This is a genomic window from Nocardia sp. 2TAF39 (genome assembly GCF_052114905.1).
Classification (GTDB): Bacteria; Actinomycetota; Actinomycetes; order Mycobacteriales; family Mycobacteriaceae; genus Nocardia.
The window spans coordinates 1-26,282 of sequence record NZ_JBFRFQ010000021.1 but is presented as its reverse complement, the minus strand read 5'-3'; the positions used below and the strand labels follow the sequence as shown (position 1 = coordinate 26,282).

Below are 26,282 nucleotides of genomic sequence, written 5' to 3'. Positions count from 1 at the left end.
TCGCCGCACCGTCGGGTCAGATAACACACGCCACTCGTGTAGCCGGCTGCCTCTCCGTCGGTACCGGTGGAGAGGATGTCGCCGATCGCCGTGAACCGGGTTCAAGGGCATCGTGCACGAGCGTCGTGCATCGCGACTGTCGATCCGGTCGCGGGTCGGCGCCGGGTCACTGGGGGGCGGACGTCATCGTGCGCAGCAGATCGCGTAGCGCCTGCTGCTGGGGTGCGGTGAGCGATGTCAGTGGTGAGTTCGCACCGAGCAGTTCGAGCGCGTCGTAGCGTCGGCGCTGACCCGCCGATGTCAGCACGATCTGCTTGGCCCGCCGGTCCGTGGGGTGTGGCTCGCGCCGGATCAGATCCTGCTGCTCGAGTCGATCCAGCACGAACGTCGCGTTGGACGGTTCGCACGACATCCGCGCTGCCAGCTCCCGTGCGGTGATCGGCTCCGACAGCTCGCGCAGGGCGATGACCTGCGAGGGGGTGAGTTCGAGCTGTTCGGCGACGTGGCGAACATGCACGTCGAGGCGGTGGGTGAACCGGTGCACCAGTTTGCACACGTCGCGGTCGAGTTCGGTGTCCACCGTGGGGTTAGGCTCCCGCGTCATTGCTCCGAGTCTAGTGCGTTCGATTCGAACTGTGATAGTTCTAGTTCGTATCATTCGAGTTGTAACTAGTTGGAGGTGCGGGATGCGGACTGCGGTATTTGCCCTGATGTTGGTGGTGTTCAGTCTCACGACCGGTGAGTTCGTGATCGCGGGCATCCTGCCCGAGGTGGCGGGCGGGCTGGAGGTGTCGGTGGCGGCGGCGGGAACGTTGGTGACCGCGTACGCGATCGGCATGATCGTCGGCGGTCCGGTGGTCACGGTGCTGACCGCGCGGGTGGCGCGCAAGCCCTTGGTCGTCGGTCTGGTGCTGGTATCGATAGTGGCGAACCTCGGATCGGCCCTCGCGCCGAACTACGTTGCGCTGCTGCTGATGCGGGGCGCGGCAGGGTCGGTGGTCGCTACCTTCTTCGCGGTCGCGATCGCCACCGCGGTGTCTACCGCTCAGCCGGGCAGGGAAGCCGCGGCGGTGGCGCGCGTGGCGCTCGGCATGAACCTGGGCATCGTGCTCGGCACTCCGCTCGGCGCGGGTATCAGCCAAAGTCTGAGCTGGCGGGCAACATTCGTGGCCGTGGCCCTCTGCGCTGCCGCCGCGCTGCCGCTGGTCCTTCGCTTCGTGCCCAGTCGGCCAGGGGTCACCGCCGGCGCGGTCCGGGGTGAACTCCGGGTGTTCACCGATCGCGATGTGCTGTGGGCGATCGCCCTCACCGCTGTCGGCAACATCGGCGTCGTCATGGTCTTCACCTACATCACGCCGTTGCTGACCGAGGTCGCCGGGTTTACGGCAAGCGCGGCGCCGATTCTGCTACTCGTCTACGGCATCGGCGCGGTGGTCGGCAACCAGCTCGGCGGCCGACTCGCCGACCGAGCCCTGCTGCCTTCGGTAACCGCGCTGCTCGCCGCGCTCGCCGGGGTGCTGATGCTGTTCTGGGCGGCCGGCGGCGTTCCGCTACTGGTGGTCGCACTGACGTTCGTGCTCGGCGGGCTGGCGTTCGCGATCATCCCCGGGATGCAGACCCGTGTGGTCGCGGCGGCCACCGCGGCCCCGACACTGGCTGTTGCGGTGAACGCGTCCGGGTTCCAGCTGGCCGCGGCGTGCGCGGGACGGCTGGGTGGCTGGGTGATCGGCGACGGCTCAGGTTTGCGGTCGCTGTATCCGGTCGGTGCAGCGTTCACTCTGCTCGGCGTGGCGGTCGCGGGGTATCTGCTCTGGCGTGACCGCAGGCTTGTGTCGGCGACCTGTCCGTAAGACGACGGCCGCGCGGCCTTCGTCGGATAGTGGGCGGAGCACGGCTGCCCGCTGTGGCCGTCATGGCGCGCGGTGGCGATGGAAGAATCTCGGCGAGTTCGCCTGTCGGTCGGTCGCCGTGCCACAAACTCCCGCGGTGCGATTCGACGCGTGTGGCAGCACGGGAAGGTTTTCAGGCGTCTCGCCATTTGATCGAGCAGCCCATGCTGGGCCGCTGTGGTTCCGGCGCGGGTCTGCCCGCCAGCACGGCCTCGACGGCGTCGCGCAAGTCGCTGCCGGTCACGGGTTTTCCGTTGCCCGGCGTCGATTCATCGAAGGCGCCGCGGTAGGCGAGTTCGAAGTTCGCGTCGTAGAGGAAGAAATCCGGGGTGCACGCGGCGCGGAACGCCCGTCCGACTTGCTGGGTCTCGTCGACGAGATAGGGAAAGGTCCAGCCCGCCCGGATCGCCTGGTCGCGCAGCCGCAGCGGTGCGTCCTCCGGGTAGGCGGCCGCGTCGTTGGTGCAGATCGCCACCGTCGGCAGGGACGGTAGCGAGTCGACCAGTTCGCCGAGCGCGGCTTCGATGTGTTTGACATAGGGGCAGTGGTTGCAGGCGAAGACGACCAGCAGTCCCGGTCCGGCCTCGAAATCGGTGCGGGAGTATATCCGCTGGTCGAGGTCAGGAAGGGAGAACTCGGGCAACGGGGTACCGAGGGTAACCATGAGGGATTCGAACGCCATGGTGTGCCTTCCGTCGGGATCGAAGACGACACCCGAGCCTAACCCCGTACCGCCCGGTTTGTCGGTAATGAGCCGACTCGCCGTCCATCGGCGTGGCGTGGCGTGGCGTGGCGCCCGGTTTACCCGGCCAGATCCGAGGGATCGGTGTTCGCGCCGCACAGCACCACGCACACCTTCTCGCCGGACGTAGGCCGGAACCCCGGGGTGTCGCCGAGCATCGCCGCAAGGGCGGTCGCCGCAGCGTGTTCGACGGCCACCCGGCGGTCCGCCCATATCGCGCGGCGCGCCGCGACGATGTCGGCGTCGTCGACCAGCACCGAGTCCACGTCGTAGCGTTGTGCGGCCGCCAGCGCCATCTCCGAGGTCCGGCGCGCCCCGAGCGAGTCGGCGGCGATCGAGTCGACCTCCACGTCGACGACTCGCCCCGCCGTGATCGCGGCGTTGAGCGCACGGCAGCGAGCGGGCTCGACGGCGACCACCCGGATGCCGTAGTGGTCGGCGGCGGTGACGATTCCGGAGAACAGTCCACCACCGCCGACCGCGACCACGACGGTGTCGAGGTCCGGGATCTGCCGGTGAATCTCCTCCATCAGCGTGCCCGCACCGGCCGCGATGAGCGGGTTGTCATAGGCATGGGAGGGCAGGGCGCCGGTCGCGTCGGCGAATTCGTGGCCGGCCGCGAGCGCGTCGGCGTATTGCGTTCCGACCGGCCGCACGTCGGCACCGTAGGAGACGAGCCGGTCCACCTTGACCTTCGGCGCGGTGGTCGGCACGAACACCGTCGCCCGAACCCGCTGACTGCGCGCTGCCCACGCGCAGGCCAGCCCGGCGTTGCCACCCGAGGCGATCGTTACGCCCGCCGCTGGCAGCGTGCCGTTCTCCAGGTGGGTGAGCAGAAAATTCTGCGCGCCGCGGGCCTTGAAGCTTCCGGTGTGCTGCATGAACTCCAGTGCGAACCACAGCTCCCCGGTGGTATCCGCCTGCGCGACGGTGACCGGACGCACCAGACCGGCCACTCTTTCCACCGCGGCCTTCACGTCGCTGTGGGTCAGTTCCATGGTGCTCCTCGGGGCATGGTCGGGTGGCACCGCTCAGTGCTCGTGGCGGTGCGGGGCGAACTCCAGGGTAAGGAGGGCCGCGGCGGCCACGACCACCTCGCGCCAGCGGATCAACACGTAGCGCTGATCGGCCAGCGCGTGGAACTTGCGCAGGAAACGGTAGAGCGATTCCAGCCGGATCAGCGGATCGCCCAGGTGCACCAGCAGGGCGATCAGCCGGGCTGTTCGTGACTTGTGCTTGTCGGCGAACAATTCGGGAAACGGCGCGAAGGCAAGCGAGATCCGTTGGATGTCATGGGTTTTCGCATAATCGACTAAATCGATGATCATGCGTTCGTCCAAGCCGTTGGGTGCGTCACCGCGCCGCCACGGGACATCGAGGCTGAGTTCGCGACCGCGCCCGGACATGCCGTAGCGCTGGAAGCCGGCCGGACTGCCGTTCGCGTCGTTGGCGATGACGACCAGCATGTTCGGGTTACGTGCGTCCAGCAGGTGGTCCAGGATCATCGAGAAGCCGCGGGTCTGCCTGCCACGGCCCCATTCGTCGACGATGGCGAGCAGTTCCGCGCGCTGCGCCTCGGGCAGCGCCGACTCGTACAGCACCTCGGTGGTGACACCGAAGTTCCTGGTGCGGCTCACGGCTTGGCGCAGGTTGCGGAACTTGCGCCCGACCAGGTCGAACTCGTTCACATCGATCACTACGTCGCGGCCGATCGGCACCGCGTGCAGCCCACGGTGTTCCAGCGCGCGCAGCCGCCACAGATCGGCCAGCTCCGGGCTCGCGCCGAGCACAGCGATGCGCCAGCCGTGATCGACCGCGAATTCGGAGAACTGGGTGAGTAGTCCGGGGAAAGCGGCACGGTCGCCGAGCGGATCGCCCGCCACGACGGCGATTCCGAAGCGGGTGCGGTAGCCGATCGCCGCGGTCGAGTGCTCGTTGAAGAAGTAGGTCTTGGACGAATGCAATGCGAACGGCGCCAATGGGTCGCCATGGGTGCGGCCGACCAGTTCGGCCACCCGGTACAGCTGGTCGGGCTGCGGTCTGCTGGACTGCGGTAGGACCAGGATGACGCCTGTGGCGGTGAGCAGGACGAAGCCGACGCCGGGGTGCTGGGCGCGGTAGGCGAGGTGGGCGATGGCCAGCACCAGCACGGCGGCCGCGAAATGCGGGAGAGTGATCGGACGGCGCAGGTGCAGCCCGCGGGCCACGAAGAGTCCGGCCAGCGCGAGGGCCACGAACCAGCCGTGGTCGACGCCGTCATGCGAGGTGGCGTCGGCTTCGTAGGTCAGTATCGCGGCGATTACGACTGCTGCCGTGATCAGCGCCGTGCGCGTCGCGGGCGTGGTGGTGAAGGAGGCTTCCCGGTAGCCGGTAAGCGTGGTGGCGCGTAGCGTGCGCGATCCTGCGGATTCCCGTTCGTCAGACATCCCCGTACCCCGCACCGTTGTCGCGTATCCCCAGCCACAACAGTCTCGCCATGGTGGTCCTCCCGATGATCGCCTACCAACACACTATGCGGAACCGGCGGTTCCATGGGCAATGTCGTATCGGAGCTGGGCCGTACGGCCGACACCTGGCTCCGGGGCCGACCCCAGGCGAAACATCGGATGAATCCGAGTCTATTCCGCCGTGGTGGGGAAGGCGCGATCGAGCAGTGCGAACAGGTCCCGCAGGTGCCGTTGGTAGGCGTCTTCCCGGCCGTGTTCACGCATGGTGAAGCCGTGCCGGGCGTCCGGGTAGACCGCCGAGGTGTAGCGCACGTTCGCAGTGTCCAGCGCCGCTTCCAGCCGCTCGATCTGGTCGGGCGGCATCGCACCGTCCTGGTCGGCGTGGGCGATGAACAGTTCCGCGGTGATGCTCGCCGCGTCGTGGTGCGGACTGTCGGGGCGGTCGTCGTCGGCCAGGTAGCCGCCGTGGAAGCTCGCCGCGGCGGCCACCTGGGCGCCGAAGGCCGCCGCGGTACGCAACGCCAGCCTGCCGCCCATGCAGTAGCCGGTCGCGCGCGCGCCCGGGGTGACGAACTCGGAGGCGGCGAGCCAGTCGAGATAGGCGTTCGTGTCCTCGATCGCCTTCTCCGGGGTCAGCGCCGCGCGCATGGGACCGAGCGCGGCGAAAAACGCCGCGTGGGCGTCTGGGTCGCTCCGATCGGGCATGGGCAGGACTGGGGCGCGGCCGGAGCGGTAGAAGACGTTGGGTGCGAGCACGGTGTAGCCGTGCGCGGCGATCGTCTCCACCATTTCCCGCAACCACGGGCGCAGGCCGTAGGCGTCCATGAAGAACAGCACACCGGGATGGCGAGCGCTGTCGTCGGGACGGGCCGAATAGGAATCGGCGGTGCCGTCGGGCAGCGATAGATCGATCTGTTCGAACATGACAGGCGAAGTCATCAGGCCTCCGTGCGAATGCGAACGACCAGCGCGATCCTATCCACCGCACCGTGCCGCACTCCGGTTGCCCGACGACAGCAGGGCGAGAACCCTTCGGCGGCAAACCGATTACCCGAAGTCGGTATCGAATATCGCCGAAGGGCCTACGATTCAGCGAGGAGTTTCGGTGACATCGGGCAGATTCTTCCCATTGCCGTCGAATTGCCGATTTTCTACGGCGTGTAGCCGACATTTTTCACTTCGACGTTGTCATGCTCAGTTGTATCGCTGATCTGTACCGATCGCCTTGGGACGGGGCGCGACGAGAGGTCTGAACTGTGAAACTGATCTGGATGGCGGTTCCCGCGCTGGTCGTCGCCACCGTGTCGGGGTGTTCCGATGATACGTCGGCGAGCGGGGAATCGACATCGGCGAGTGTCGCGGCCGTGGCACCGAGTTCGGTGCTCGCGACGCCGGACGCACGCGACGACGACGAAGCAGGCAGTGTTGTCCGGATTTTGCTGGGTGAGATGAAGACCGTCTCGGTGCCCGCAGACGCGGTGCTGGATATCAGGGTGCCGGTCGCATGGGGAGAGGCGGCCGACGCTATTCGTTGTACGGTGACCGAAAGTTCAGGACGGAACGAAGATCTGCGGTCTTCGGACGTGAAGAAGATTGAGACCGTGGGCGGCATGGAGTGGATGACGCTGTGGACGTTTTCTTCCGCGCCGACCGGCGATGTAACCGTCGGCTGCAAAGATCCGGAATCGAAAATCGCCGCAGCGCACCCCGATCCGTACATTCGCGTCGCCCCGCGCGGCGTAGTTCCGGTCGCGCCGCCCAGTCCCCGCTGACCGCAGCGGAGACGATCGCGGAGATCGAAACGCACCGCTCGGTCGACCTGAGGTGCTCAGGCCACCGGCACCGGAGTGGGGCGCCGGACGTGAGTGCCTGCAGCATCATCCTGGGGTCAGCTGGTTGCGCAACCAGAAGTGGCTCCCGGTGGCCGGAATCGGTATGGCACTGCTCGCGGTTGCGAACGGAAAGGGTTTCGGTCGGTCGTCGGGAGTAGCGTCGGCGAGGTGGACGAGGTCGGAGGTACGGGGCAGTACCGCGAGCGACCGTCGCGGTTCGATGGAGCCGTGCTGTGGACCAAGACCGTCGACGGCATGGGCCCGATACTGCCCGTGCTGCCCGACGGCTGCATGGATCTGATCTGGAGGGCCGGGCGACTGGTGGTCGCCGGGCCGGACACTCGCGCCCACCATCCGCCGGCGTCGGACGGCGGCCGGTACGTCGGCGTCCGGTTCTCGCCAGGCACGGCGCCCGCGCTGCTCGGCGTCCCTGCGCATGAGGTGCGCGATCGGCGTGTCGATCTCGCGGATCTATGGCCCTCGTCAGCGGTCCGGTCGCTCGTCGGACAGCTCGAGGCTGCCGACGACCCGGCCGCGGCGCTGGAAACGGTCGTACTGCGCCGCGCGGCCGTGGCCGATCAGGCCGATCCGCTCGTGGGGCGGATGGCCGCTGCGTTGGACGCCGGTCGGTCGGTGGCGGCGATCGCCGCCAGCGCCGGTATGGGCGAGCGGACCCTGCATCGCCGGTCCTTGGCCGCGTTCGGCTACGGCCCCAAAACCCTTGCCAGGGTGCTGCGCCTGCAACGCGCCCTGGCGGCGGCGCGCCGCGGCGTGCCGCTCGCCGAGACTGCGGCGCTGGCGGGGTTTGCCGACCAGGCGCACCTGTCCCGTGATGTGCGCGCACTGGCAGGGATTTCGTTGACGGAGTTGCTCGCCAGGTCGTAGCGCGCCCCGTCGTTCGTATGGCCTCGTAGTGACCTCGGTCGAATTCGGTGCATGGTCGAGCCTCGTGCGACGTGTAGGTCCGCGGTCGCGATCGGTGCGTCGGCAGCCTGGCTATCCGGTGGTGGTCGGAAGGGCGGCGTAGAGGTCGATCCCGTTGCCGTCGGGGTCGTGGACCACCGCGTAGCGCTGGCCCCAGAAGGCGTCCCATGGTTTCAGCTCGCCGTGGTAACCGGCGTCCACCAGGTCGGCATAGACGGCGTCGACCTCGGCGGGGTCGGCGCAGCGGAAGGCGATGCCGACGCGGCCGCCGCCGTGCGGGGGCGTCCAGTCGGGGTGGAACGACCGGATGACGGACTCGGTGTCCAGCGTGAGCCGCAGTCCGTTGGGCACGGCCGCCTCGGCGTGCGCTTCCTGCTCGGAACCCGCGGGAAAGTCGAGGCCGAGACGGCGATAGAAGGCGACCGCTGCAGCCATGTCGGTGACAATGATGCCGATGACGTCGAGTTGTGGAGTCATATCGGCAGCGTAGGCAGCGTCGGGCTGCTGGGTCTTGAACGAATCGGACAACCGGTCAGCGCGCGGGTGCGGGGACGAGCTCCGCGATCAGGTTCTCCACCAGGATGCGGATGCGGTCGCGGATGGTGCGGACCACGTCGAGGGTCTGCTCGGAGGGATCCGGGAGCACCCAGTCGCGATAGCTGATGCCGGGGAAGTACGGGCACGCGTCGCCGCAGCCCATCGTGACCACGACATCGGAGATGCCGATGGCATCCATCGTCAGTGGCTTCGGGGTGTGGCCGGAGATGTCGATGCCTATCTCGGCCATGGCTTCGACGACGGTCGGGTTGAGCGCCTCGGCGGGCGCGCTGCCCGCCGACCGCACGTCGATCCGGTCATCGGCGAGCGCGGTGAGTAACCCGGTGGCCATCTGCGATCTGCCCGCGTTGTGCACGCAGACGAACAGCACACTGGGTTTGTGGGCCATGAGAACGCCTTTCGGTGAGCAGAGCAGGGAGTGTGCTGGCCGCTGGGCCGGCTGCCCGGCGTGGTTGGAGCCGAAACGCTTTCGTAGCGTATGAGATACGTATACCAGCGAGCCGCGAATCGTTACCGCGCAGCGTTCGTTCGCACGCGGATGAGTGCACACGCCTCGGACCGATCCCAGGTCACAGACTAGAAGCGGTTGCCACACGGCGTTTGCCGAGAGCTGGCCCGTTGCCTGGGTAGACAGGACTGGACGGTAAGTCGGATGCTCGTGCCGAGGTCGATCCGTGGCGTCAGGCCATCGGGTCGGGTGTCGTCGGTCGGTACTTGTCCGAGTTCCTCTCGAAGTGATTGCCGCACAGGAAGTTCAACACCCTGGACCAGGCCGTTCAGGGCCCCGTTTTCTCATGCTCGCGCAGCAGCGCCAAGCGATCGCTCAGAGCGGACGCATATCGATCATCTTGCGCAGTCGCTGGCGGTCACGTTCGAGGCGGCGGGCTTCGTAGGCGATCGGAAAGTAGCGCAACCGTTCCGGCAGCAGTGGGACGGTCCGTGCGATCAGCCAACCGAGGACGCGGAGTTTACGTTCATCGGACGAGGTCCACGCCAGGCCCAACTTCTGCCTGGCGACCTCGGGTGTGGTGCCGACCGTCACGAAGTATTGGAGCCGGCCGATCGGCGTGACTGCCCACTTCCAAGCCGGTCGCAGCGCACGCGACAACTGCTTCGGCGGGGCGACGGAGCGGATCACCCGCAGGTAGTCGCGCGCCGTGTCGGTGGCCACCAAGTGGTTGGCCACGGTGTCTGCGAAGAAAGTCTCGAACTCGGCGTAGCTCGCCGGGATCTCGTTGGGCGGCACGGAGAAATTGCGCATCAACTGCAACGTCTCCTGGAAATAGGCCTCTTTCTCCGCCGTAGTGAGCGGGCGGCGGGAGAAATACTCGGCGCTCTCGGTGAGTGCGAAGGTTCCGGTGTGCAGCACCCAGGCCCACGGGCCGCTGGACAGCGCGGTGTGCCGCACACCGTCGGCGTCGGTGGTATTCAGCGATACGTGCAGGTCACGAAGTCGGTCGGCCTCGGCAAGCGCTTCGTCTCCGCCGTAGATCCACATCATCACCGAGGCGAGGCTGCGCACCGCGCGGCCCGTCGGGTCGGTGCGGAAGGTGGAGTGTCGGTCCACCACCGCGGAGATGGTCGGCTCCATGGTCTGCAGTAGGAAGGCGGAGCCGGCGGTCAGCGAAAAGGTGATCAGGCCGGTCTCGTCCCACATCCGGGTGCCCGGTGCGATCGGACGCCGGGGCGGAAGCGTTCGTGCGCCGGTGGATCGGGGTGCGACGGACGCGGTCATCGTGATCTCCTTCGATCGGCCGAGCTCAATATAATGAGATGATAGCTATAACAATCTCTCATCGTCTATACATCGTTGTCGGCTCGCCGCTGCCCCTGGGCTTTACCGGTATGGCGAGACAGTGGCGTGCGCTGGTCATCGTCGATGCCGAACCCCCGCCCTGAATGGCGACCGAGGCCGTCCGCGAATCCATCGGCACGGCCGTGCCCGCCTGGTCGCGGAGATCCTCGCTGCTGACCGGTCGACTGTGCCGCATCGTCTTTCGGATGGGGGAGTTCAGCCGACCGGGCCGAGCACCCGGTCGAGGTAGGCGTTGGCGAAGCGCCCCTTCGGGTCGAGGCGTCGACGCACCTCGGCGAAACGGTCCCAGTCGGGATAGCGGTCGCGCAGGGTTTCGGAGGTCTGGAAGTGGCGCTTGCCCCAGTGCGGGCGTCCGTCGAAGCGGTCGAACACCGCTTCGCAGGCACGGAAGTACGGCTCGAACTCCATGCCGCGGTATTGGTGCACCGCGATGTAGCAGGTCTCGCGGCCACCCGCAGGGGAGAGGAAGGCGTCGTCGGGCGCGACCCACCGCACCTCGATGGGCATCGGTGTATCGAATTTCGTGGTCACTTCTTTGATCTCGCGGATAGCGTCGACGGAGTGCTCGCGCGGTACGGCGTACTCCATCTCGATGAAGCGGATCAGGCGCGGCGAGGCGAACACTCGATAGGAACGGTCCACCTGGCGCCGGTAACTGCCCGCATAGGCGGCGCCACGCTGGATCAACGGCACCAGGCGCGGCTGCCGTCGGCTCAGCTTGCACATCCCGTCGAACAGGTAGTTGGACATCAGGATGTCCGCGAACCAGTCCATGGCCTTGCCGCGCGGCTGCTCCGGCAGTGCCACGCGGTTGTTTCGTTTGGTCATGGCCAGCGGGCTGTGCGCGAACATGTAGAACTCGAAGTGCTCGTTGCCGTCGACGAACGAATCCAGGTCGGCGAGCACGTCGTCCACCTGCACCGGTCGCTCGATCCCTTCCAGTACGAACGAGGGCACCATCCGCACCGTCACGGCGGTGACGACGCCGAGGGCGCCGACGCTGACCCGCGCCGCGCGCCAGCCGTCGGGGTCGGTCCGCGCGTTCAACTCGACCCGGCTGCCGTCGGCGAGCATCAGCTCGACCGAATCCAGTGCGGCGGAAAGGTTCTGCAACGTGGCGCCGGTGCCGTGGGTGCCGGTGGCGGTCGCGCCCGCCACGGTCTGCACATCGACGTCGCCAAGGTTCGGGAAGGCGAGGCCGTGCTCGTGCAGTGCGTTGCTCGCGGCGTTCAGGGTGATGCCCGCCTCCAGTCGGACGAGCCCGGTGGCGCGGTCGACATCGAGGACGCGGTTCAGGTTCGCCAGGTTCAGCAGGATGCCGTCGGTGAGAACGGTGTCGGTGAAGGAATGACCCGCGCCCGCGACGCGCACGGTCTGCCCGTTGGCCTCGGCGCTGGCGAGTAGATCGGCCACTGCATCGGGGGAGCGCGGAGTGGCGAAGGTAGCCGGCGCGCACTGCTGATCACCAGCCCAGTTCGCCCACAAATTGGTCATGTGACCAATTTACGGGAGCGATTGTGATGTGCGCTACCTACGCGGGAACGTGCTACCTCCTGCGATTCGTGCAGGTGAGGTGCTTGGCCTTCTCGACTTCCTCCTCGACCAGCGGCGGGACTTCGAGATGCTGGCGCGGGATGCCGTCTGCGCGCACGCCGTTGAGTGCGATGGCCATATAACGCTGCCAGACGTCGGGATTGACCGGCTTCGCGAACTCGGCGATGCCGTCGACCATGTGCACGAGCGCGAAGAAGTCCGAAGGCTCGATCCCCTCGGCGAGTGCTCCCGCGGTGCGTGCACGTTCACAGATGGCGGTCACGGTGGGCTTGATCCGATCGCGGACGACGATGAATCGGTCCGTCTGGTCTTCCTCGAGCTCGAGCATGACCTCGCTGAAACCGCGGTTGGTGGCCATGTGCCTGCACGCGTATTCGAAGAATTCGACGAGTCCGAACCATGGATCCGGGTGCCGGTAGGCGGCGTCCGCCGCGTCGGCGAAATCGCTCAGGTTCTGGTCGAAGACTTCAACGATCAGTTCCTTCTTGTTCGCGAAGCGGCGGTAGACCGTGCCGACGCCGACGCCCGCGCGTTCGGCCACGTCGTCGAGGGTGATCTCGAGTCCGTGGTCGGCGAACAGTTCGCGCGCCGCGGCGATGATCCGTTGCTGATTTCGCGCGGCATCGGCCCGTAGGCGCCGGGGCGGGGAGGCGACCGTGGCGTGATTCACAAGTTCATTCTATCAACTACCCGGGATTAAGCGGAGGCAGTTCCTCCGTTACCATGGTACCGTCTTTCGATAAGCGGAGGTGACATCTCCGCATCAATGCTCGAGACAAAGGGTACACACATGACTACCACGATCGAGCGCGGGGCTTCCGCCACCGACAAAACAGGAACCGCGGGCCGCGGATCACACGCGCTGCGCTGGTGGGTGCTCGCCGTGCTCGGCGTCGCACAGCTCATGGTGGTCCTCGACGCAACTGTAGTGAACATCGCGCTGCCTGCGGCCCAGCAGGACCTCGGCTTCAGCGACGGCGACCGCTCCTGGGTGGTCACAGGTTACGCGCTGGCATTCGGCAGCCTGCTGTTGCTGGGCGGACGCCTCAGTGACCTGTTCGGCAGGCGCAACACCTTCATCATCGGCCTGATCGGCTTCGCGGGCGCCTCGGCCGTCGGTGGCGCGGCCACCAGTTTCGAGATGCTCGTGGCGGCGCGCGTCGGACAGGGCGTCTTCGGTGCATTGCTCGCGCCGGCCGCGCTGTCCCTGCTCACGGTGACCTTCACCGAGCCGTCCGAGCGGGCGAAGGCGTTCGGCATTTTCGGTGCGGTCGCCGGTACCGGCGGCGCGATCGGCCTGTTGCTCGGCGGCGCGCTCACCGAATGGGCGTCCTGGCGCTGGGTGATGTTCGTGAACCTGGCCTTCGCGGCGGTCGCTCTGGTCGGCGCGGTCCTGCTGCTGGCCAAGCACGCAGCCACCGATCGACCCAAGCTCGACATACCCGGCACCGTTGTGGTCACCGCGGCCCTGTTCGGCATCGTCTACGGGTTTTCGCACGCGGAGTCGCACGGCTGGACCGACAGTGTCACTCTCGCCTTCCTGATCGGCGGCGCGGTGCTGCTCGGGGCGTTCGCCTGGCTGGAGACCCGGGTCGCGCACCCACTGCTCCCCGTGCGGATCGTGCTCGATCGCATGCGTGGCACCTCGTACCTGACGGTGTTCGTGATGGGCATCGGAATGTTTGCGATCTTCCTGTTCCTCACCTACTACATGCAGCTGACGCTGGGGTACTCGCCGATCATGACCGGCGTGGCGTTCCTGCCGATGGTCGCCGCGATGGTGGTCTCCTCGATCACCGCGCCCTCGTTCCTGCTGCCGAAGGTCGGACCGAAGATCGTGGTCAGCGGTGGCTTCCTGGTCGCGGCGGTCGGAATGGCCTGGCTGACCAGGATCGGCCTGGACACCGGCTACGCCACGCACATCCTGCCCGCCCTGATCCTGCTGGGTCTCGGCCTCGGCGCCGCGATGTCGACCGCTTTCCAGGGCGCGACCTCGGGTGTGCAGCACGAGGACGCGGGCGTGGCCTCGGCCATGATCAACACCAGCCAGCAGGTCGGTGGCTCGATCGGCACGGCGCTGCTCAGCACCATCGCGGCCTCGGCGGCCGGCGACTACCTGTCCACCCGCAAGCCGGACCCGCTGACCGTCGCCCAGTCCGCGATCGAGAGCTACACCACCAGCTTCTGGTGGGCCACCGCGATCTTCGTGGCAGGCGCGGCGCTCACCGCGGTGCTGATGCCGAGCACGGCGCCCGCACCGGCCGAAGGGGAGCCGGTGCTCGCGCACTGAGAGGTGGGGGAGCGCCCGTGTCGCATTCCCGGGCCTGACGGCACACGGCCGAGCGGCCGCCGCACATGCGACATAGTCGTGAGCGGCGGCCGCTCGGCCGTGAGCGGTGTATACAGACGGGCCGTACGGTGAACAATGGTTTGTGCGACTCGTATTCGGCTGGGTGGGCTGGGGTCCGAAAACAAGCGGCGGGAGGAGGACTTGCTGGCGTTCGGTTCGGAGCGGACTGCCCGGCCGGCAGTGGCCGGATGCGGGCTGCGTGGCATGTCGATGAGGACCATTGTTCGTGGCGTCCCCGCTGAACGGACCGAACAGTACTGCCGATAGCATCGCGCTGGTGGCATGCGGCTCGGGTGGTCGGCAGATGCAGGGTATCCCGCTCGTTCTGCCAGGTACGCCACGTGTCGGGAAACGGCGCGACGGTGCCTTTCCGCGCCTGGTGCGGTGCGAAGCGAGGCTCCCCTGGCTGATCGGCGCCGCAATTGTCATGGGATGCTTTGCGATCGGAATTCTGATGATTCCGCTGACCGTGGCATGGGTAGCCAACAGTCTGCTACCTCCCCTCTCGGTATCGGCGGGCACCACCTTCTCCACCCGCATGCTCGAGGTTCGTAGACTCCTCGGATCGGGCGCGGCGGTCCACGCGCTCGGCTGCCTCAGGGGAGCGGCGGTGGCATCGCCGGGACGGCTGTGCCCGGCGTGTGGGCATGGCACGGTGGATAACTGGTACGGCTCGGCGATCAACCGGAATGGGACGCGACGGAAGGGGGTCAGGCAATGAGTGGTTCAACGGCGGGTTCGACGCCGGCCGGACAGTGGCGGCCCGCGGCACGGCTCACCGTGGTGCTCGACGAGGACGACAAGTGGCGGCACACACCCCTCTACCATGAGATCGTGCGGCGTGCCAGGGACACCGGCCTGGCGGGGGCCAGCGTATGGCGCGGCATCGAAGGCTACGGCTCGTCCTCGCGGATCCACACCACCCGGATCCTGGACATCGCCGACCATCTGCCGCTGGTGCTGATGCTTGTCGACGAGCTCGACCGGCTGCGCGCCTTCGTCGAGCAGAACGCCGAACTGTTCACCTCGACCAACACCACGCTCGCGCCGCTCGAGCTGTGGCAGGGAGCCGCCCGATGACAGTGCTGCCCGTCGTGCCCCGCGGAAAGCTCGGTGCATCCACCCGATATCCGGCAGAGCCTGTGGTGCCAGCGCATTTCGATTCTCCCCTGCCGCCACGCACGCCGACCGTTACCATTGTCGGTTCGGCGTGGCTCGACGGTCTGGGCGGCGCGGGGGCGGGCCACCGGCTGCTCGCCACCGCGGCAACGGACTTCCGCGGTGCGCCGACCACGTTCCGCACGTTCGGCTCCGAAAAGATCCGGCTGGTGGCCGTCGGCGCTCGCGCCTGCGCCGCGGGCACCACCACGGTCAACGTAGCCGCGGTCGCCATGACCGGGCGGTCGTGGCCATGATCCTGATGACGAGCCGGGCGCAGCCGATAAGGAAGGGAGACCCGAGCATGGCCCATGATCGAGCCGGGCGTCCCGCGCGTCCAACCGATCTGGAAGACATCGCACATCTGGTGACGGCGTACTACAGCCGTGTCCCCGATCCGGAGAATCCGGCCCAGCGTGTAGCGTTCGGCACTTCGGGACATCGCGGCTCCAGCTTGGACAGCGCGTTCAACGAGGCGCACATCCTCGCGATTACCCAGTCGATCGTGGAGTATCGCGCCACCCGCGGCATCACTGGACCGGTCTATCTGGCCAGGGACACGCACGCCCTCTCCGAGCCGGCCTGGACCACCGCACTGGAGGTGCTCGCCGCCAACGACGTGACCGCTGTGATCGACGCGCGCGACCGCTACACCCCGACACCAGCGCTGAGTCACGCAGTGCTGCGCCACAATCGGGGCGGCGCCAAGCACCAAGCCGACGGAATCGTGGTCACCCCGTCGCACAACCCGCCGCGCGACGGCGGCTTCAAATACAACCCACCGCACGGTGGCCCGGCCGACAACACGGCGACCGACGCCATCGCCGCCCGCGCCAACGAACTGCTGCGCGGCGGCCTCGCCGAGGTCAAGCGCACCACGCTGCGGCAGGCGCTGGAAACCGGCGTCGAACGCTACGACTACCTCGACCACTACATCGCCGATCTGCCGAACGTGCTGAATTTGGACGCGATTCGCGGCGCGGGCATCCGGCTCGGCGCCGACCCGATGGGGGGCGCCAGCGTCGACTACTGGGAGGAAATCGGCCAGCGCTACGACCTCGAGCTCGAGGTGGTCAACCCGTTTGTCGACCCGACCTGGCGGTTCATGACGCTCGACGGCGACGGCAAGATCCGGATGGACCCGTCCTCGCGCTACGCGATGGCTTCGTTGATCGCGATCAAGGACGACTACGACATCTCCACCGGCAACGACGCCGACGCCGACCGGCACGGCATCGTCACCCCCGACGGCGGACTGATGAACCCGAACCATTTCCTCGCGGTGGCCATCGAATACCTCGTTGCCAACCGGATGGGCTGGGACGCGTTGACCAAGATCGGCAAGACCGTGGTGACCTCGTCCATGATCGACCGGGTGGTCTCGGTGCTCGGCCGTGACGTGCACGAGGTCCCTGTCGGGTTCAAGTTCTTCGTGCCGGGATTGTTCAGCGGCAGTCTCGCTTTCGGCGGCGAGGAGAGCGCGGGCGCATCCTTCCTGCGGATGGACGGCACCGTGTGGACCACCGACAAGGACGGCATCCTGCTCGCGCTGCTGGCCGCCGAGATCGCCGCGGTCACCGGGCAAAGCCCCTCGGCGCGCTACGTCGAACTCGAACGCCGCTACGGAAGCCCTGCCTACGCCCGGATCGACGCACCCGCGACGGCGGAACAGAAAGACCTGCTCGCGAAGTTGACTCCGGACATGATCACCACCAAGGAGATCGCCGGAGAACCGGTCACCTCCGTGCTCACCAGAGCGCGGGGCAACGGCGCTCCGCTGGGCGGGCTCAAGGTGACCACCGAGAACGCGTGGTTCGCCGCCCGCCCCTCCGGCACCGAGGACAAGTACAAGATCTATGCGGAGTCGTTCCACGGCGCCGAGCATCTGACCGAGGTGCAGGCGGCCGCGGAGGAATTGGTGGGGCAGGCGTTATCCGGTGAGCAGTAGATCCAAGCCCCTGCCCACCGAGATCTGGGTGCTGGTCGGGGGCGCGTTCGTCATCGCCATCGGGTTCGGCCTGGTCGCTCCGGTACTGCCGCAGTTCGCGCGCGGGTTCGGCGTGGGCGTGGCCGCGGCCTCGGCGATCGTCTCCGCTTTCGCGTTGATGCGATTGCTGTTCGCGCCATTGAGCGGGCGGCTGGTACAGCGGCTGGGAGAGCGGTCGGTATACCTCGGCGGGCTGTTGATCGTCGCGCTGTCCACCGGCGCCAGCGCGCTGGCCCAGAGTTATTGGCAGCTGATGGTGTTGCGCTCGCTCGGCGGTATCGGGTCCACCATGTTCACCGTGTCGTCGCTGGCGCTGATCATCCGGATATCGCCGCCCGAACAGCGCGGACGGGTGTCCGGCCTGTGGTCGACCAGCTTCCTGGTCGGCTCGGTGAGCGGTCCGCTGGTGGGCGGCGCGCTGTCCGGGCTCGGGCTGCGGTGGCCGTTCGTGATCTACGCGGTTGCGCTGCTCGGCGTCAGTATCGTCGTGCACCTGAGCCTGCGGAACTCGGAGCTGGCCGCGCCCGAGCCGGTCGGCGGGGTCCGCATGATGTCGTTCCGGGAGGGGTTGACGCGGCCGGAATACCGGGCGGTGCTGGTATCCAACTTCGCCAACGGTGCGGCCGTTTTCGGTGTGCGGATGGCGCTGGTGCCGCTGCTCGTCGTGGAGGTGCTACACCAGGCGCCGGGCATGGCAGGCGTCGCGCTGACCGTGTTCGCGGCAGGCAATGTCGCGGTCCTGTTCGCCTCCGGACGATTGTCCGACCGGTGGGGTCGCAAACCATTCGTGATCGTCGGCTCCCTCGTGTGCGCGGCGGGCACCGCGGGGCTCGGCATGGCGACGAGCGTGCCGTGGCTGCTGGCGACTTCCTTCCTCGCCGGGCTCGGCTCCGGCCTGTTCACCCCGACCCAGCAGGCCGCGGTCGCCGACATCATCGGCCCGAAGGCTCGCGGCGGCCCTGTCCTGGCCGGCTTCCAGATGGCCGCCGACCTCGGCACGGTCATCGGCCCCGTCGCCGTCGGCGTCCTCGCTCAACAGCTGTCTTACGGCCTGGCCCTCGGCGTGACCGGCGGCCTCCTCGCCCTCGCCGCGGCCGTCTGGGCCGTCGTCCCCGAACCTCTGCGCCGGGGTACCACCCATCCGGAATGCCCTCCTGATCACCTTTGCGGCGCGGATGGCGAACATCAGGTGACTCAGGTCGACCGCGTGGTCAGCGATGTGGTTGCCCCGCCGGTGGCGGACAGCCCGGTGGTAGTCGAGACGGAAGTCATTTCCGGTATGGGTGACCGCCACTGACCGGTGGAGGCATGGCCCGGAGGGGGTGCGCGGTGGTTGGTTGGGGCAAAGTGTCGGTGTGAGCGAATCGCGTTCGAACTACACTCCGCGGCCGATGTCCAGCGTGACCACCTATGCGCTGGGCGGAGTCGCTCTCGCGTTGATCGTGTTGGTCGTCATCGCGGCGATCCGGTGGGGGCGGGATGAAGCGACCATACGCAACGACGGTTACGGTCCGGTGCGTGATCCCGCGGTCGGCGCGGTGCTGGAACAGGACGGCTCCGTTCTTCTCGGTCGCCCCGATACGAAGAAAACCATCGATATTTTCGAGGACCCGCTGTGCCCGGGCTGCGGAAACCTGGAGCACATCTATGGCCAGGAGATCGCGCAGAAGATCGATGAGGGCAAGCTCGCGGTGCGCTACCGCCTCGTGAACTTCCTCGACGCGCGTTCCCGCAGCAAGGACTACTCCACCCGTGCGGTGGCCGCGAATCAATGTGTTGCCGAGGACCGTTCCGGTCCGGTCTATTCCAAGTTTCACACGGAGTTGTTCACCACCAAGCGGCCGAGCGAGGGCGGCGCCGACCTGACCAACGAAGAGCTGGCGGCGATCGCGAGGGGGGCCGGAGCGTCGGAATCGGTTCTGCAGTGCGTCTCCACCGGCGCCAAGGTCGACTCCGCACGCGCAACCGCCAAGGCGCAGACCGACGCCCTAGGCGCGGCGCTCGGCGGCTCCGCGGCCACGCCAGCGGTCTTCGACGGCACGACCAAGGTCGATGTCAACACCGAGGACTGGGTGGTCTCGCTCACCAACTGATCACAGGCACCGTAGAGCCATTCGCCGGACTTCTCCTGGACTGTCGCACCGCAAGCTCGGCTGCTCGGGACCATCGACTGGCCTCGCACCACGAAGACCGCCATGATCACTCCGGCTGCCTTGGCCACAGCGCCGCCGAACTGCTCGCCGGCATGAAAGCCGAACCGGTTGATGGCCAGCGCATCGGCGCCGCGAGCCGTCGGTGTCACGGTGACCGCCAGGCAATCTTTCGTCGCGTAGTCGATCACCGCGCAGATCCGCCAGGTCCCACCGCCTGCGGTTTCGAACTCCGAAAAGTTGGTCTGCCACACTCGGTTGTGTTGCGTCGGTGGATCGCGGAAAACTTTGCGCCGCAACATTGCCCACGACCTACGGTCCGCACGATATCCCTGCGGTAGCAGGCCGCGGCGGCGCAGGGCTCGCTCCACAGTGGACGTTGATACCTCGTAGCCGTCGGTGCGTATCAGCGCTGCGATTGTCCTGCGTCAAGATTTTGGCAGAATCTAGTAGCTCGCAACAGGGCTGCCACAGGGTGTAATCGTCCAATTCGGGCCGAGTCGCCGGATCGATCCTGGGTATAGCCGACCGACTACAGTGATCAGTAATGCCGATGGCAGGTTTCGCGGTGACCGTGGAACCGAACGCTCGGGGCACAATCGGTTATTGCATCATCTGGATGTGCGGGTGCTCATGCGATGTCGGGCAGACTCGGATGATCAGGTTGTTGACATCGGAGATACAGATCTGGGCCGGTTCCCGCAAGTTGTCGGCGGCCTGGTCCTCGTACGGGACCCAGTGGCGCTCGTAGTACTCGCGGCTGGCGATCGTCAACAGTGGCTCGGTTGCGGTGCCGCAGGTGGGGCAGGGATTCGGGTAAGGGTCTTGCATACCCCACTTGATAAAGCCGCCGATCTTCGTTCCAGGCGCGATACAGAACGCACTGTACGGACTGTCCCATTCTTCGAGATCGTCTAGGTCGACACCGGGAATCTGGGCCCAGGTCCACTGGTCCACTCGTTGCTCGAGCTCCCCCTCGAGTTCCCACGAGTGTGGGTATTCGATTACCTGTTCCGGATCGATCGTGCACGGTTCGGGCACCAGGTCCTCCTCGTACTCCGCCGGTTCGGGCGGATCGACCAGGACGTCGGTGACCGCCGCTGCGGACCGCCAGAACAGTGCGGTCTGAGGCAGGCCATCGACGTCGTGCTCGTAGGGGCACCACAGCACTTGCAGCAGATCCGTTTCCTCGGGCGGACGCAGACCGGGCACGTCACGGACGTACAACTGCGCGACCGGTAGCATCGCGATCGGACCGTCGGTCGCCGGGCGCCGCTGCATCCGGTCGAGGATTTCCTTCTCCTCTGGTGTGTAATTCCTGCACTCACTGTTTCTGGCCGCGCGCATCCGCCGCTGCAGCCTGACGTCCGCCAAAGAGATCGTCGGGCGCCGTTCGAAGCGGTGGTCCTCAGCGTGGCAGTGCGGCCATGGCTCACTCGCCGGCCACAGCAGTGGCCCGCCGATCGAACTGTCTTGCGCTGATGGTGTTCCCGGACGCGGATGCAGGCGGGTCGCGGTGCGGGCCAGCGCCGCCAGCTCGGGAAATACGGCCACTGGATCGACCGGACGTGGCTGGGTAGTGCGAGTCATACAACAACCTCTGGAGGAATGCGGAGATGTTCGATTTCTATGACGGTGCGACCGGCGCGGTCTCGTCACGACGCTAGGCGCCCAATCCTCGACCAACTTCCCATCACTGGGATTTGCCGAGTAAACGGCCTCGTGGCATGAATCCCACTGGCATGCCGCTTATCGAGTGGTTTTCGCTGGTCAACGCTGATATACGCCGCGCTGGGTGTTCGATCGCCGAGCGCCTGGTGCGGCCTGGTCATGTTGTAGAGGATCCGGAGCCGGTGGACCTCCATGTTCAGAGCGTCACCGTCGCCGATCACGCCGCGGTACAGGTGCTCATACTTCAAAGTGCCGAAGAACCGTTCGACCACACCATTCGTTTGAGGCGACCGCGCACGGGTGCGTACATGCCGCAACAGCAGATCCGACCCGGCGAACGCGGTCTCGAATACCTCGCCACGGAAGCACGGCCCATTATCGGAGACCATCGCGATCGGCGCCGCAGAGATGCCGATCACCTCCCCGCCCGGTCCGACTACCTCGGCCGTACCGCGGTTGGTACGCAGGTCGTCCAATCCAAAGAGCACGTTCGGCCTCGGCGACCGCCAGCATCAGGGCAGGCCAGTGCGTCGGCCCCAAGCCCACGACGAGGTGCCCAGCGATCCGGCCGGGGGCGCAGGGTCCGCCGGAGCAACGGCGGTTGAGGATGGAGAACAAACAGCTGAAGCTGGCGCTGGCCGAAGCAACAGTGCAGCTGCGGTCTGGCACCGACGACACCACCCGCACCCTGTCCTCGACCGGAACCTTCAACCGCCGTGGGCGTGCCGGTTTCGAGGTTCGCTCGACTGACCGGCATCCCCGAACGAACGTATTGGAGACGGCTGTCCCAGTTGCGTGCCGGTGAGCCGTCGCAGGGGCCGTGGCCATCGCCGAAGGTGGAACGGTTCGAGCCGATCGCGGCGAAGTACGCTGACGAGTGGCCGGCGTGGATGCATCGCCACAACAACTCAGGGTAAAACCCGGGGCCGCGCACGTCGCCGCAAACAGGCAAAACCGATCTGTAAGCGGCATGTTCGCGCACTGTGAAAGGCCGACATCATCTCTTCCAGTGGATCTTCGGGGTGGTTCGAGTCACTGTCGGCGCTTGATCGGAAGCCTTGCGGCGAGGAGTGCCGTTCAGTGGAGTTCTTCGACCAGCCCGATGATGATGCCGTCGGGGCCGCGGACGTAGCAGTACCGGTAGATGTCTTCGTATTGGGCTACCGTGCCCACGAGTTCGGCGCCGTGGGCGCGCAGGCGGTCGAGGACGTCCTCGACGTCGTCGACGACGAACGTCAGGCGAGGGATGCCCGGGGTGTTCACCGGCGCTTTCGGCGCAGTGCTGGTGGTCACTGGCGAGTGGAACGTCGAGAGCTCGACCCGGCCATGGCCGTCCGGAGTCCGTACGACGGCGATGTCTGCTCGAACGCCGTCCAGTCCGAGGAGGTCGTCGGCCCATTGGCCCCCGACTGTTGCTTCGCCCTCCAGCTCCAGACCCAGTTCGACGAAGAACGCGATAGCAGCCGCGAGATCCTCGACCACAATGCCAGCGTGATCCATCCGATGGATCGTCATTGAGATTCTCCTCGAGATTCGTTACGGCCCATTCTGGCCGGGTTGATCGGTTCAGGCGCGCTGACGCTCGGCCCGCTGCCGGATCAGCTCCTCGACCGCGGTGGGCAGGGTGGTTTCGAAGTCGATGAGTTCGACCCAGGTCGGGGCGATGACGATCCGGACCATGCCGTCGTAGAGCGAGCGGACCTCGGCCTCCCATTCGACGCGCTGCTCGGGGGTTATTTCGTAGCTGCCGTTCATCTGCAGGTACTCCTCCGGGATACCGTCGACCATGTCCAGGTCGGCGCGCCCGCGGATGAGCAGGATCTTGGGTGGGTGCACCTCGGTGTCGATCGTGAGCGCGACCTCGGGGTTGTGGCGCAGGGAGCGTAGTTTCGGGGCATTGTTCGTGGTGCAGACGACGATCTGTGAGCCGTTCCAGGTGAATGCGATCGGGATGTTGCGGGGTGTGCCGTCCTTGGCGACGTAGGCCATGCGGAGCAGGTCGCGAGCCAGGAGCTCCTGGCTGATCGGGAGGTTCAGGATCGCGGTGATCTCGTTCGGTTGCATGCTGCTTGCTCTTTCGTCGGTGTCGTCGAGGCCCGTTCGGCCGCTTGTACCCCTGAGACGGAGCCGCCCGAGCGTTCTCGACATCCACTGCGCATGAATTTCCAGATCTTTTTCCGGACCCGATTGTCGCGGCGCGCCCGGTAGTCGAGTCGCCGCACACAAGTCCGAATCGTTCGGCGACTCCGAGGCAAATGAGGAGCTGAGCGGCGGTAGTCCGAGCGTCCCCGCGTGTCTGCCCTGCGGGACACCGTCTAGGCTGATGTTGGTTTTACAACAAGAAAGCGTATGTCAAATCCTCTTGAGAGTGGTCGGTTATGAATATTGGACGTGATCCGCGTTCCGAATTCATCGCTCCGGCGGACACACGGACCATCGAGCCGGGACCATAAGCCGTTCGATGTGATCGCCGCCACCCGCCCCGACCGGCGCATCCATGTCGTTGCCGACGGCGCCTACGAATGCAGCACCCGGCGGCACCTGCCCGTCAACATGACCTTGACCGGGCCGCTGCCGCGCAATGCCGCCCTCTACGAGGTGCATCCCGACGTGGACAACCCGCCACCATGCGCGGCAGGCGGGACCGGCCGCGCACTCGCGGCGCCAGGATCGGCACACCGGCCGACCTGGCCGCCGCCACCGTGGGCGAGCCCGTCACGGTGACCCGTTACGGCCGCACCACCACCGTGACCGTGCACGAACGCAGGTGCCTGTGGTACGGCGCGTTCCGCTCCCAGTCCGTGCGTGTCCTGATCGTCCGCGAACCCCGCAAACCCGGTCTGGCGCTGCGAACCACCAACCCCACCACACCCGCAGCCGAGATCATCCAGCGGTAGCGGCTCGGTGGTCCATCGAGGTCGCATTCTTCGAAGCAAAGCACGTCACCGGCGCGGGGCGAGGCACGCAACCGCACTCGCTCGGCGGCCGAGCGCACCGCCCCGTTCGGCATGCTCGCCCAGACTCTGGTCATCCTCTGATACCACCTCACCGGCCATTCACCGGCCGTCGTCGCCGACCACCGCCATGGAGCACGCTGGTACACCACCAAAACCCACCCCAGCTACCTCGACATGCTCACCAAACTCCGCCGCACGCTGATCGCCGCCCAATATCGTGCCCACCTACCCGGCGACCCCACCCCCGAACAAATCCACACCATCCGCCCGGCCTGGGCAAACGGTGCCACGTAACCGCGAAACACGAGACGCGCTAGAAGGACTCGTAATCGAACATATGTTCGATTCTAGATGTTTCGAGCTGGCTCCGCTACCTGGAATCAGGGCGATTTGGTGGCCGACACACCGTTGGTGTAACTTCATTCAGGCGCACGGGGAAACTCGGAGCGCAACCCATCAGGGGCTATGGCGCAGCTGGTAGCGCACCACACTGGCAGTGTGGGGGTCAGGGGTTCGAGTCCCCTTAGCTCCACTCATATGAGCAGGTCAGACCCGGTAACTACGCCGGGTCTTTTCTCTTTTGAAGCTCAGTGTGCCAACGGGTGGGCGGGGCGTTTGGTCAGATGGCTTGGTCGGTGGTGCCGAACATCGCCGCCGCGGCAGCCGTCAGCCCCTCGTCGTATACACGGTTGTAGACGGACGTTGTCATTCGAACATCGTGGCCGTGCCAGGCGGCGACGGTGGATGCGGGGATGCCCGCGTGGAGCATGACTGACACCGAGGTGTGCCGCAGGTTTCGCAAGGTGATCCGGTGTGGCTTGGCCGCGATCCGGATGCGGTGGAACCACCCCGTGTAAGTCCGCGGTAGAACGGCCTTGCCGGTCTTGTCCGAGCACACGTGAGTGGTCTCTTTCCACGATCGGCCGAGCGCGAGACATTCTCGCTTCTGTCGAGTCTTCAACTCCTGCAGCGCGGTTGCCACGTCGTCTGGGAGCGGCAGGGTTCGGCGTGAACGTTCGGTCTTCGGCTCGTCCACCGCGTGGTCTTTGCCCTCCACCTCCACGTGGCTCTGCTCTGCGCTGAGTGTGCCGCGAGACAGATCGATGTCAGCCCACCTCAGTCCACACACCTCTGAGCGGCGCAGTCCATAGCAGGACATCAAGAACACGGCGTGGAGCCGGTCTTCGCTGGCCATGGTCGCGAAGGTCTGGACTTGCTCGCGGGTCCACACGTCCGACGCTGTGACCTTGGTCGGGCGTTGTCGGGGAGCCTCCACGTATTCGGCCGGGTCGCGTGCGATCAGACCTTGCCGTGTGGCGTACTCCGTCACCTGCTGAAGCACCACCAAAGCTAGTCGGACGGTAGCTGGCGCCAGCGGCTTGCTCTTCATCGAGCCGGCCTCGAGCATCGTGGAAACCCATTCGTCCACGTGGGGCTGCCGCAATGCCTGAAGCTTCATCCCACCAAGATCGCGCTTCGCATACTTCAGGGAATCGCGGTAGTTGCGCAACGTGTTCTCCCGGATGTCGCGGCGCGACTTGAGCCATTCGTCGCATACCTGGGACAGAGTGATGTCGGTCCGGCCGACGAAGGTTCCGGCGGCGACGGCTGCGGAGATCCGGCGATACTCGCGCCGCGCTTCCGTCTTGGTGTCGTAGGTGAAGCGCTGCCGGATACGAGTGCCGTCCGGCTTGGTGCCGATATCGATCTGAAACGTGTAGGTGGTAGACCCGTTCTTTGCAATGCGTGTGTCGATCGGTTCAGCGCGGCGAGCGCTGTTCGTTGCGGTGCCGCGTGTGGTCTGACTGGTCATTCGTGTCCTTCCTCCTGGTCGTTGATGTGACGTGCGTTTGGTATTGGTGATTTTCCGAAGCTCGTTGAGCGACGTATCGCCGCATTGAGATCGGTACCGCGACGTCGCCTTGGGGAGGGTGTCGGTCCTTCTGCCTGCTCTCCGATGTGCAGGCTTTGCCGAAGCGGTTCACGAAGGTCGCGTCGTCACGCTTCGCGGCTTCGAGCGGTGTCTTGGGGTGGATTTGTTTACCTTTATTTTTCCAATGTTACTGAAGATGGATAAATTGGCTGTTGGGTCACACCATTAGCCTCAATACCGTTCAGTTAATGGCTGGGGCGGTATTGTGTCGGTGTGCCTCGTGGTGGATGGGTGAAGCCGGAGTCGGATCGTCGGCTGTCGGATTTGGTGTCGGTGGGGTTGTTGACCAGGGTTTTCCCTGCTGATGTGGTGGA

25 protein-coding genes and 1 tRNA gene are annotated in these 26,282 nt (G+C 66.4%); 11 read left to right on the top strand and 15 right to left on the bottom strand.

Annotated features, from left to right (window positions below):
* Positions 1 to 166 precede the first annotated feature (166 nt).
* Positions 167 to 604, bottom strand: a complete 438-nt coding sequence (locus AB4Z47_RS15585) for a MarR family winged helix-turn-helix transcriptional regulator (RefSeq protein ID WP_441951448.1) — start codon at positions 602 to 604, stop codon at positions 167 to 169.
* A gap of 82 nt (positions 605 to 686) precedes the next feature.
* Here AB4Z47_RS15585 and AB4Z47_RS15580 point away from each other — a divergent pair, with 82 nt between their 5' ends.
* On the top strand, positions 687 to 1,850 hold the full coding sequence (locus AB4Z47_RS15580) for an MFS transporter (protein WP_441951447.1): 1,164 nt from the start codon (positions 687 to 689) through the stop codon (positions 1,848 to 1,850).
* Between the two features lie 172 nt (positions 1,851 to 2,022).
* Here the strand turns inward: AB4Z47_RS15580 and AB4Z47_RS15575 are convergent, their stop codons facing one another.
* From AB4Z47_RS15575 to AB4Z47_RS15560, 4 genes are all read right to left on the bottom strand, one after another.
* Complete coding sequence (locus AB4Z47_RS15575; protein ID WP_441951446.1) at positions 2,023 to 2,571, bottom strand: thioredoxin family protein; 549 nt, start codon at positions 2,569 to 2,571, stop codon at positions 2,023 to 2,025.
* Between the two features lie 119 nt (positions 2,572 to 2,690).
* On the bottom strand, positions 2,691 to 3,629 hold the full coding sequence (locus AB4Z47_RS15570) for a threonine/serine dehydratase (RefSeq protein WP_441951444.1): 939 nt from the start codon (positions 3,627 to 3,629) through the stop codon (positions 2,691 to 2,693).
* Between the two features lie 33 nt (positions 3,630 to 3,662).
* Positions 3,663 to 5,057 carry a bifunctional lysylphosphatidylglycerol flippase/synthetase MprF gene (locus AB4Z47_RS15565; RefSeq protein ID WP_441951442.1) on the bottom strand — a complete coding sequence of 465 codons (1,395 nt, stop codon included), beginning with the start codon at positions 5,055 to 5,057 and terminating at the stop codon, positions 3,663 to 3,665.
* 192 nt (positions 5,058 to 5,249) lie between these two features.
* The gene (locus AB4Z47_RS15560; RefSeq protein ID WP_441951440.1) at positions 5,250 to 6,017 is read right to left on the bottom strand and encodes a dienelactone hydrolase family protein; all 768 of its coding nucleotides are present in this window, start codon (positions 6,015 to 6,017) and stop codon (positions 5,250 to 5,252) included.
* Between the two features lie 440 nt (positions 6,018 to 6,457).
* Between AB4Z47_RS15560 and AB4Z47_RS15555 the strand changes: the two genes are divergently transcribed.
* Together AB4Z47_RS15555 and AB4Z47_RS15550 are read left to right on the top strand one after the other, a co-directional pair.
* Entirely contained in the window at positions 6,458 to 6,850 is a 393-nt protein-coding gene (locus AB4Z47_RS15555) for a hypothetical protein (protein WP_441951438.1), read from the top strand.
* 228 nt (positions 6,851 to 7,078) lie between these two features.
* Positions 7,079 to 7,795: a helix-turn-helix domain-containing protein gene (locus AB4Z47_RS15550; protein WP_441951436.1), complete on the top strand. Its 717-nt coding sequence runs from the start codon at positions 7,079 to 7,081 to the stop codon at positions 7,793 to 7,795.
* Positions 7,796 to 7,906: 111 nt separating this feature from the next.
* Here AB4Z47_RS15550 and AB4Z47_RS15545 read toward each other — a convergent pair whose 3' ends face one another.
* The 5 genes from AB4Z47_RS15545 to AB4Z47_RS15525 form a co-directional block, all read right to left on the bottom strand.
* Positions 7,907 to 8,311 carry a VOC family protein gene (locus AB4Z47_RS15545; RefSeq protein WP_441951435.1) on the bottom strand — a complete coding sequence of 135 codons (405 nt, stop codon included), beginning with the start codon at positions 8,309 to 8,311 and terminating at the stop codon, positions 7,907 to 7,909.
* A gap of 55 nt (positions 8,312 to 8,366) precedes the next feature.
* Positions 8,367 to 8,780, bottom strand: a complete 414-nt coding sequence (locus AB4Z47_RS15540; RefSeq protein ID WP_441951434.1) for an arsenate reductase ArsC — start codon at positions 8,778 to 8,780, stop codon at positions 8,367 to 8,369.
* A 435-nt stretch (positions 8,781 to 9,215) separates the two neighbouring features.
* Positions 9,216 to 10,127, bottom strand: coding sequence for an oxygenase MpaB family protein (locus AB4Z47_RS15535; protein WP_441951433.1), 912 nt, complete (start codon positions 10,125 to 10,127; stop codon positions 9,216 to 9,218).
* Between the two features lie 276 nt (positions 10,128 to 10,403).
* A complete protein-coding gene (locus tag AB4Z47_RS15530) occupies positions 10,404 to 11,702 on the bottom strand; it encodes a D-arabinono-1,4-lactone oxidase (RefSeq protein ID WP_441951432.1) in 1,299 nt (432 codons plus the stop codon).
* Between the two features lie 52 nt (positions 11,703 to 11,754).
* Positions 11,755 to 12,432, bottom strand: a complete 678-nt coding sequence (locus AB4Z47_RS15525; protein WP_441951430.1) for a TetR/AcrR family transcriptional regulator — start codon at positions 12,430 to 12,432, stop codon at positions 11,755 to 11,757.
* A 120-nt stretch (positions 12,433 to 12,552) separates the two neighbouring features.
* On the opposite strand from AB4Z47_RS15525, the gene AB4Z47_RS15520 reads away from it, so the two are divergent.
* The 6 genes from AB4Z47_RS15520 (at position 12,553) to AB4Z47_RS15495 (ending at position 19,350) form a co-directional block, all read left to right on the top strand.
* Positions 12,553 to 14,052, top strand: a complete 1,500-nt coding sequence (locus AB4Z47_RS15520; protein ID WP_441951428.1) for an MFS transporter — start codon at positions 12,553 to 12,555, stop codon at positions 14,050 to 14,052.
* Between the two features lie 777 nt (positions 14,053 to 14,829).
* Positions 14,830 to 15,192, top strand: coding sequence for a DUF190 domain-containing protein (locus AB4Z47_RS15515; RefSeq protein ID WP_441951426.1), 363 nt, complete (start codon positions 14,830 to 14,832; stop codon positions 15,190 to 15,192).
* Entirely contained in the window at positions 15,189 to 15,527 is a 339-nt protein-coding gene (locus tag AB4Z47_RS15510) for a fluoride efflux transporter CrcB (RefSeq protein ID WP_441951425.1), read from the top strand. The genes AB4Z47_RS15515 and AB4Z47_RS15510 overlap by 4 nt, the downstream gene beginning before the upstream one ends.
* Positions 15,528 to 15,574: 47 nt before the next feature.
* Positions 15,575 to 17,218, top strand: a complete 1,644-nt coding sequence (pgm, locus tag AB4Z47_RS15505; RefSeq protein WP_441951423.1) for a phosphoglucomutase (alpha-D-glucose-1,6-bisphosphate-dependent) — start codon at positions 15,575 to 15,577, stop codon at positions 17,216 to 17,218.
* The gene (locus AB4Z47_RS15500; RefSeq protein WP_441951422.1) at positions 17,208 to 18,554 is read left to right on the top strand and encodes an MFS transporter; all 1,347 of its coding nucleotides are present in this window, start codon (positions 17,208 to 17,210) and stop codon (positions 18,552 to 18,554) included. The genes pgm and AB4Z47_RS15500 overlap by 11 nt, the downstream gene beginning before the upstream one ends.
* 58 nt (positions 18,555 to 18,612) lie before the next feature.
* Complete coding sequence (locus AB4Z47_RS15495; protein ID WP_441951420.1) at positions 18,613 to 19,350, top strand: DsbA family protein; 738 nt, start codon at positions 18,613 to 18,615, stop codon at positions 19,348 to 19,350.
* 660 nt (positions 19,351 to 20,010) lie between these two features.
* Here AB4Z47_RS15495 and AB4Z47_RS15490 read toward each other — a convergent pair.
* From AB4Z47_RS15490 to AB4Z47_RS15475, 4 genes are all read right to left on the bottom strand, one after another.
* Positions 20,011 to 20,997, bottom strand: a complete 987-nt coding sequence (locus AB4Z47_RS15490) for a hypothetical protein (protein ID WP_441951419.1) — start codon at positions 20,995 to 20,997, stop codon at positions 20,011 to 20,013.
* A gap of 65 nt (positions 20,998 to 21,062) precedes the next feature.
* On the bottom strand, positions 21,063 to 21,467 hold the full coding sequence (locus AB4Z47_RS15485) for an integrase core domain-containing protein (protein ID WP_441951553.1): 405 nt from the start codon (positions 21,465 to 21,467) through the stop codon (positions 21,063 to 21,065).
* Between the two features lie 688 nt (positions 21,468 to 22,155).
* Entirely contained in the window at positions 22,156 to 22,593 is a 438-nt protein-coding gene (locus AB4Z47_RS15480; protein ID WP_441951417.1) for a VOC family protein, read from the bottom strand.
* 51 nt (positions 22,594 to 22,644) lie between these two features.
* On the bottom strand, positions 22,645 to 23,142 hold the full coding sequence (locus AB4Z47_RS15475) for a pyridoxamine 5'-phosphate oxidase family protein (RefSeq protein ID WP_441951415.1): 498 nt from the start codon (positions 23,140 to 23,142) through the stop codon (positions 22,645 to 22,647).
* Between the two features lie 563 nt (positions 23,143 to 23,705).
* Here AB4Z47_RS15475 and AB4Z47_RS15470 point away from each other — a divergent pair.
* The gene (locus tag AB4Z47_RS15470; RefSeq protein WP_441951413.1) at positions 23,706 to 23,975 is read left to right on the top strand and encodes a hypothetical protein; all 270 of its coding nucleotides are present in this window, start codon (positions 23,706 to 23,708) and stop codon (positions 23,973 to 23,975) included.
* Between the two features lie 519 nt (positions 23,976 to 24,494).
* Positions 24,495 to 24,567: transfer RNA gene (locus tag AB4Z47_RS15465), tRNA-Ala, on the top strand.
* A gap of 87 nt (positions 24,568 to 24,654) precedes the next feature.
* Here the strand turns inward: AB4Z47_RS15465 and AB4Z47_RS15460 are convergent.
* Positions 24,655 to 25,848 (bottom strand): tyrosine-type recombinase/integrase, encoded by a 1,194-nt coding sequence (locus AB4Z47_RS15460; RefSeq protein ID WP_441951411.1) that lies wholly within the window; start codon positions 25,846 to 25,848, stop codon positions 24,655 to 24,657.
* Positions 25,849 to 26,282: the final 434 nt, after the last annotated feature.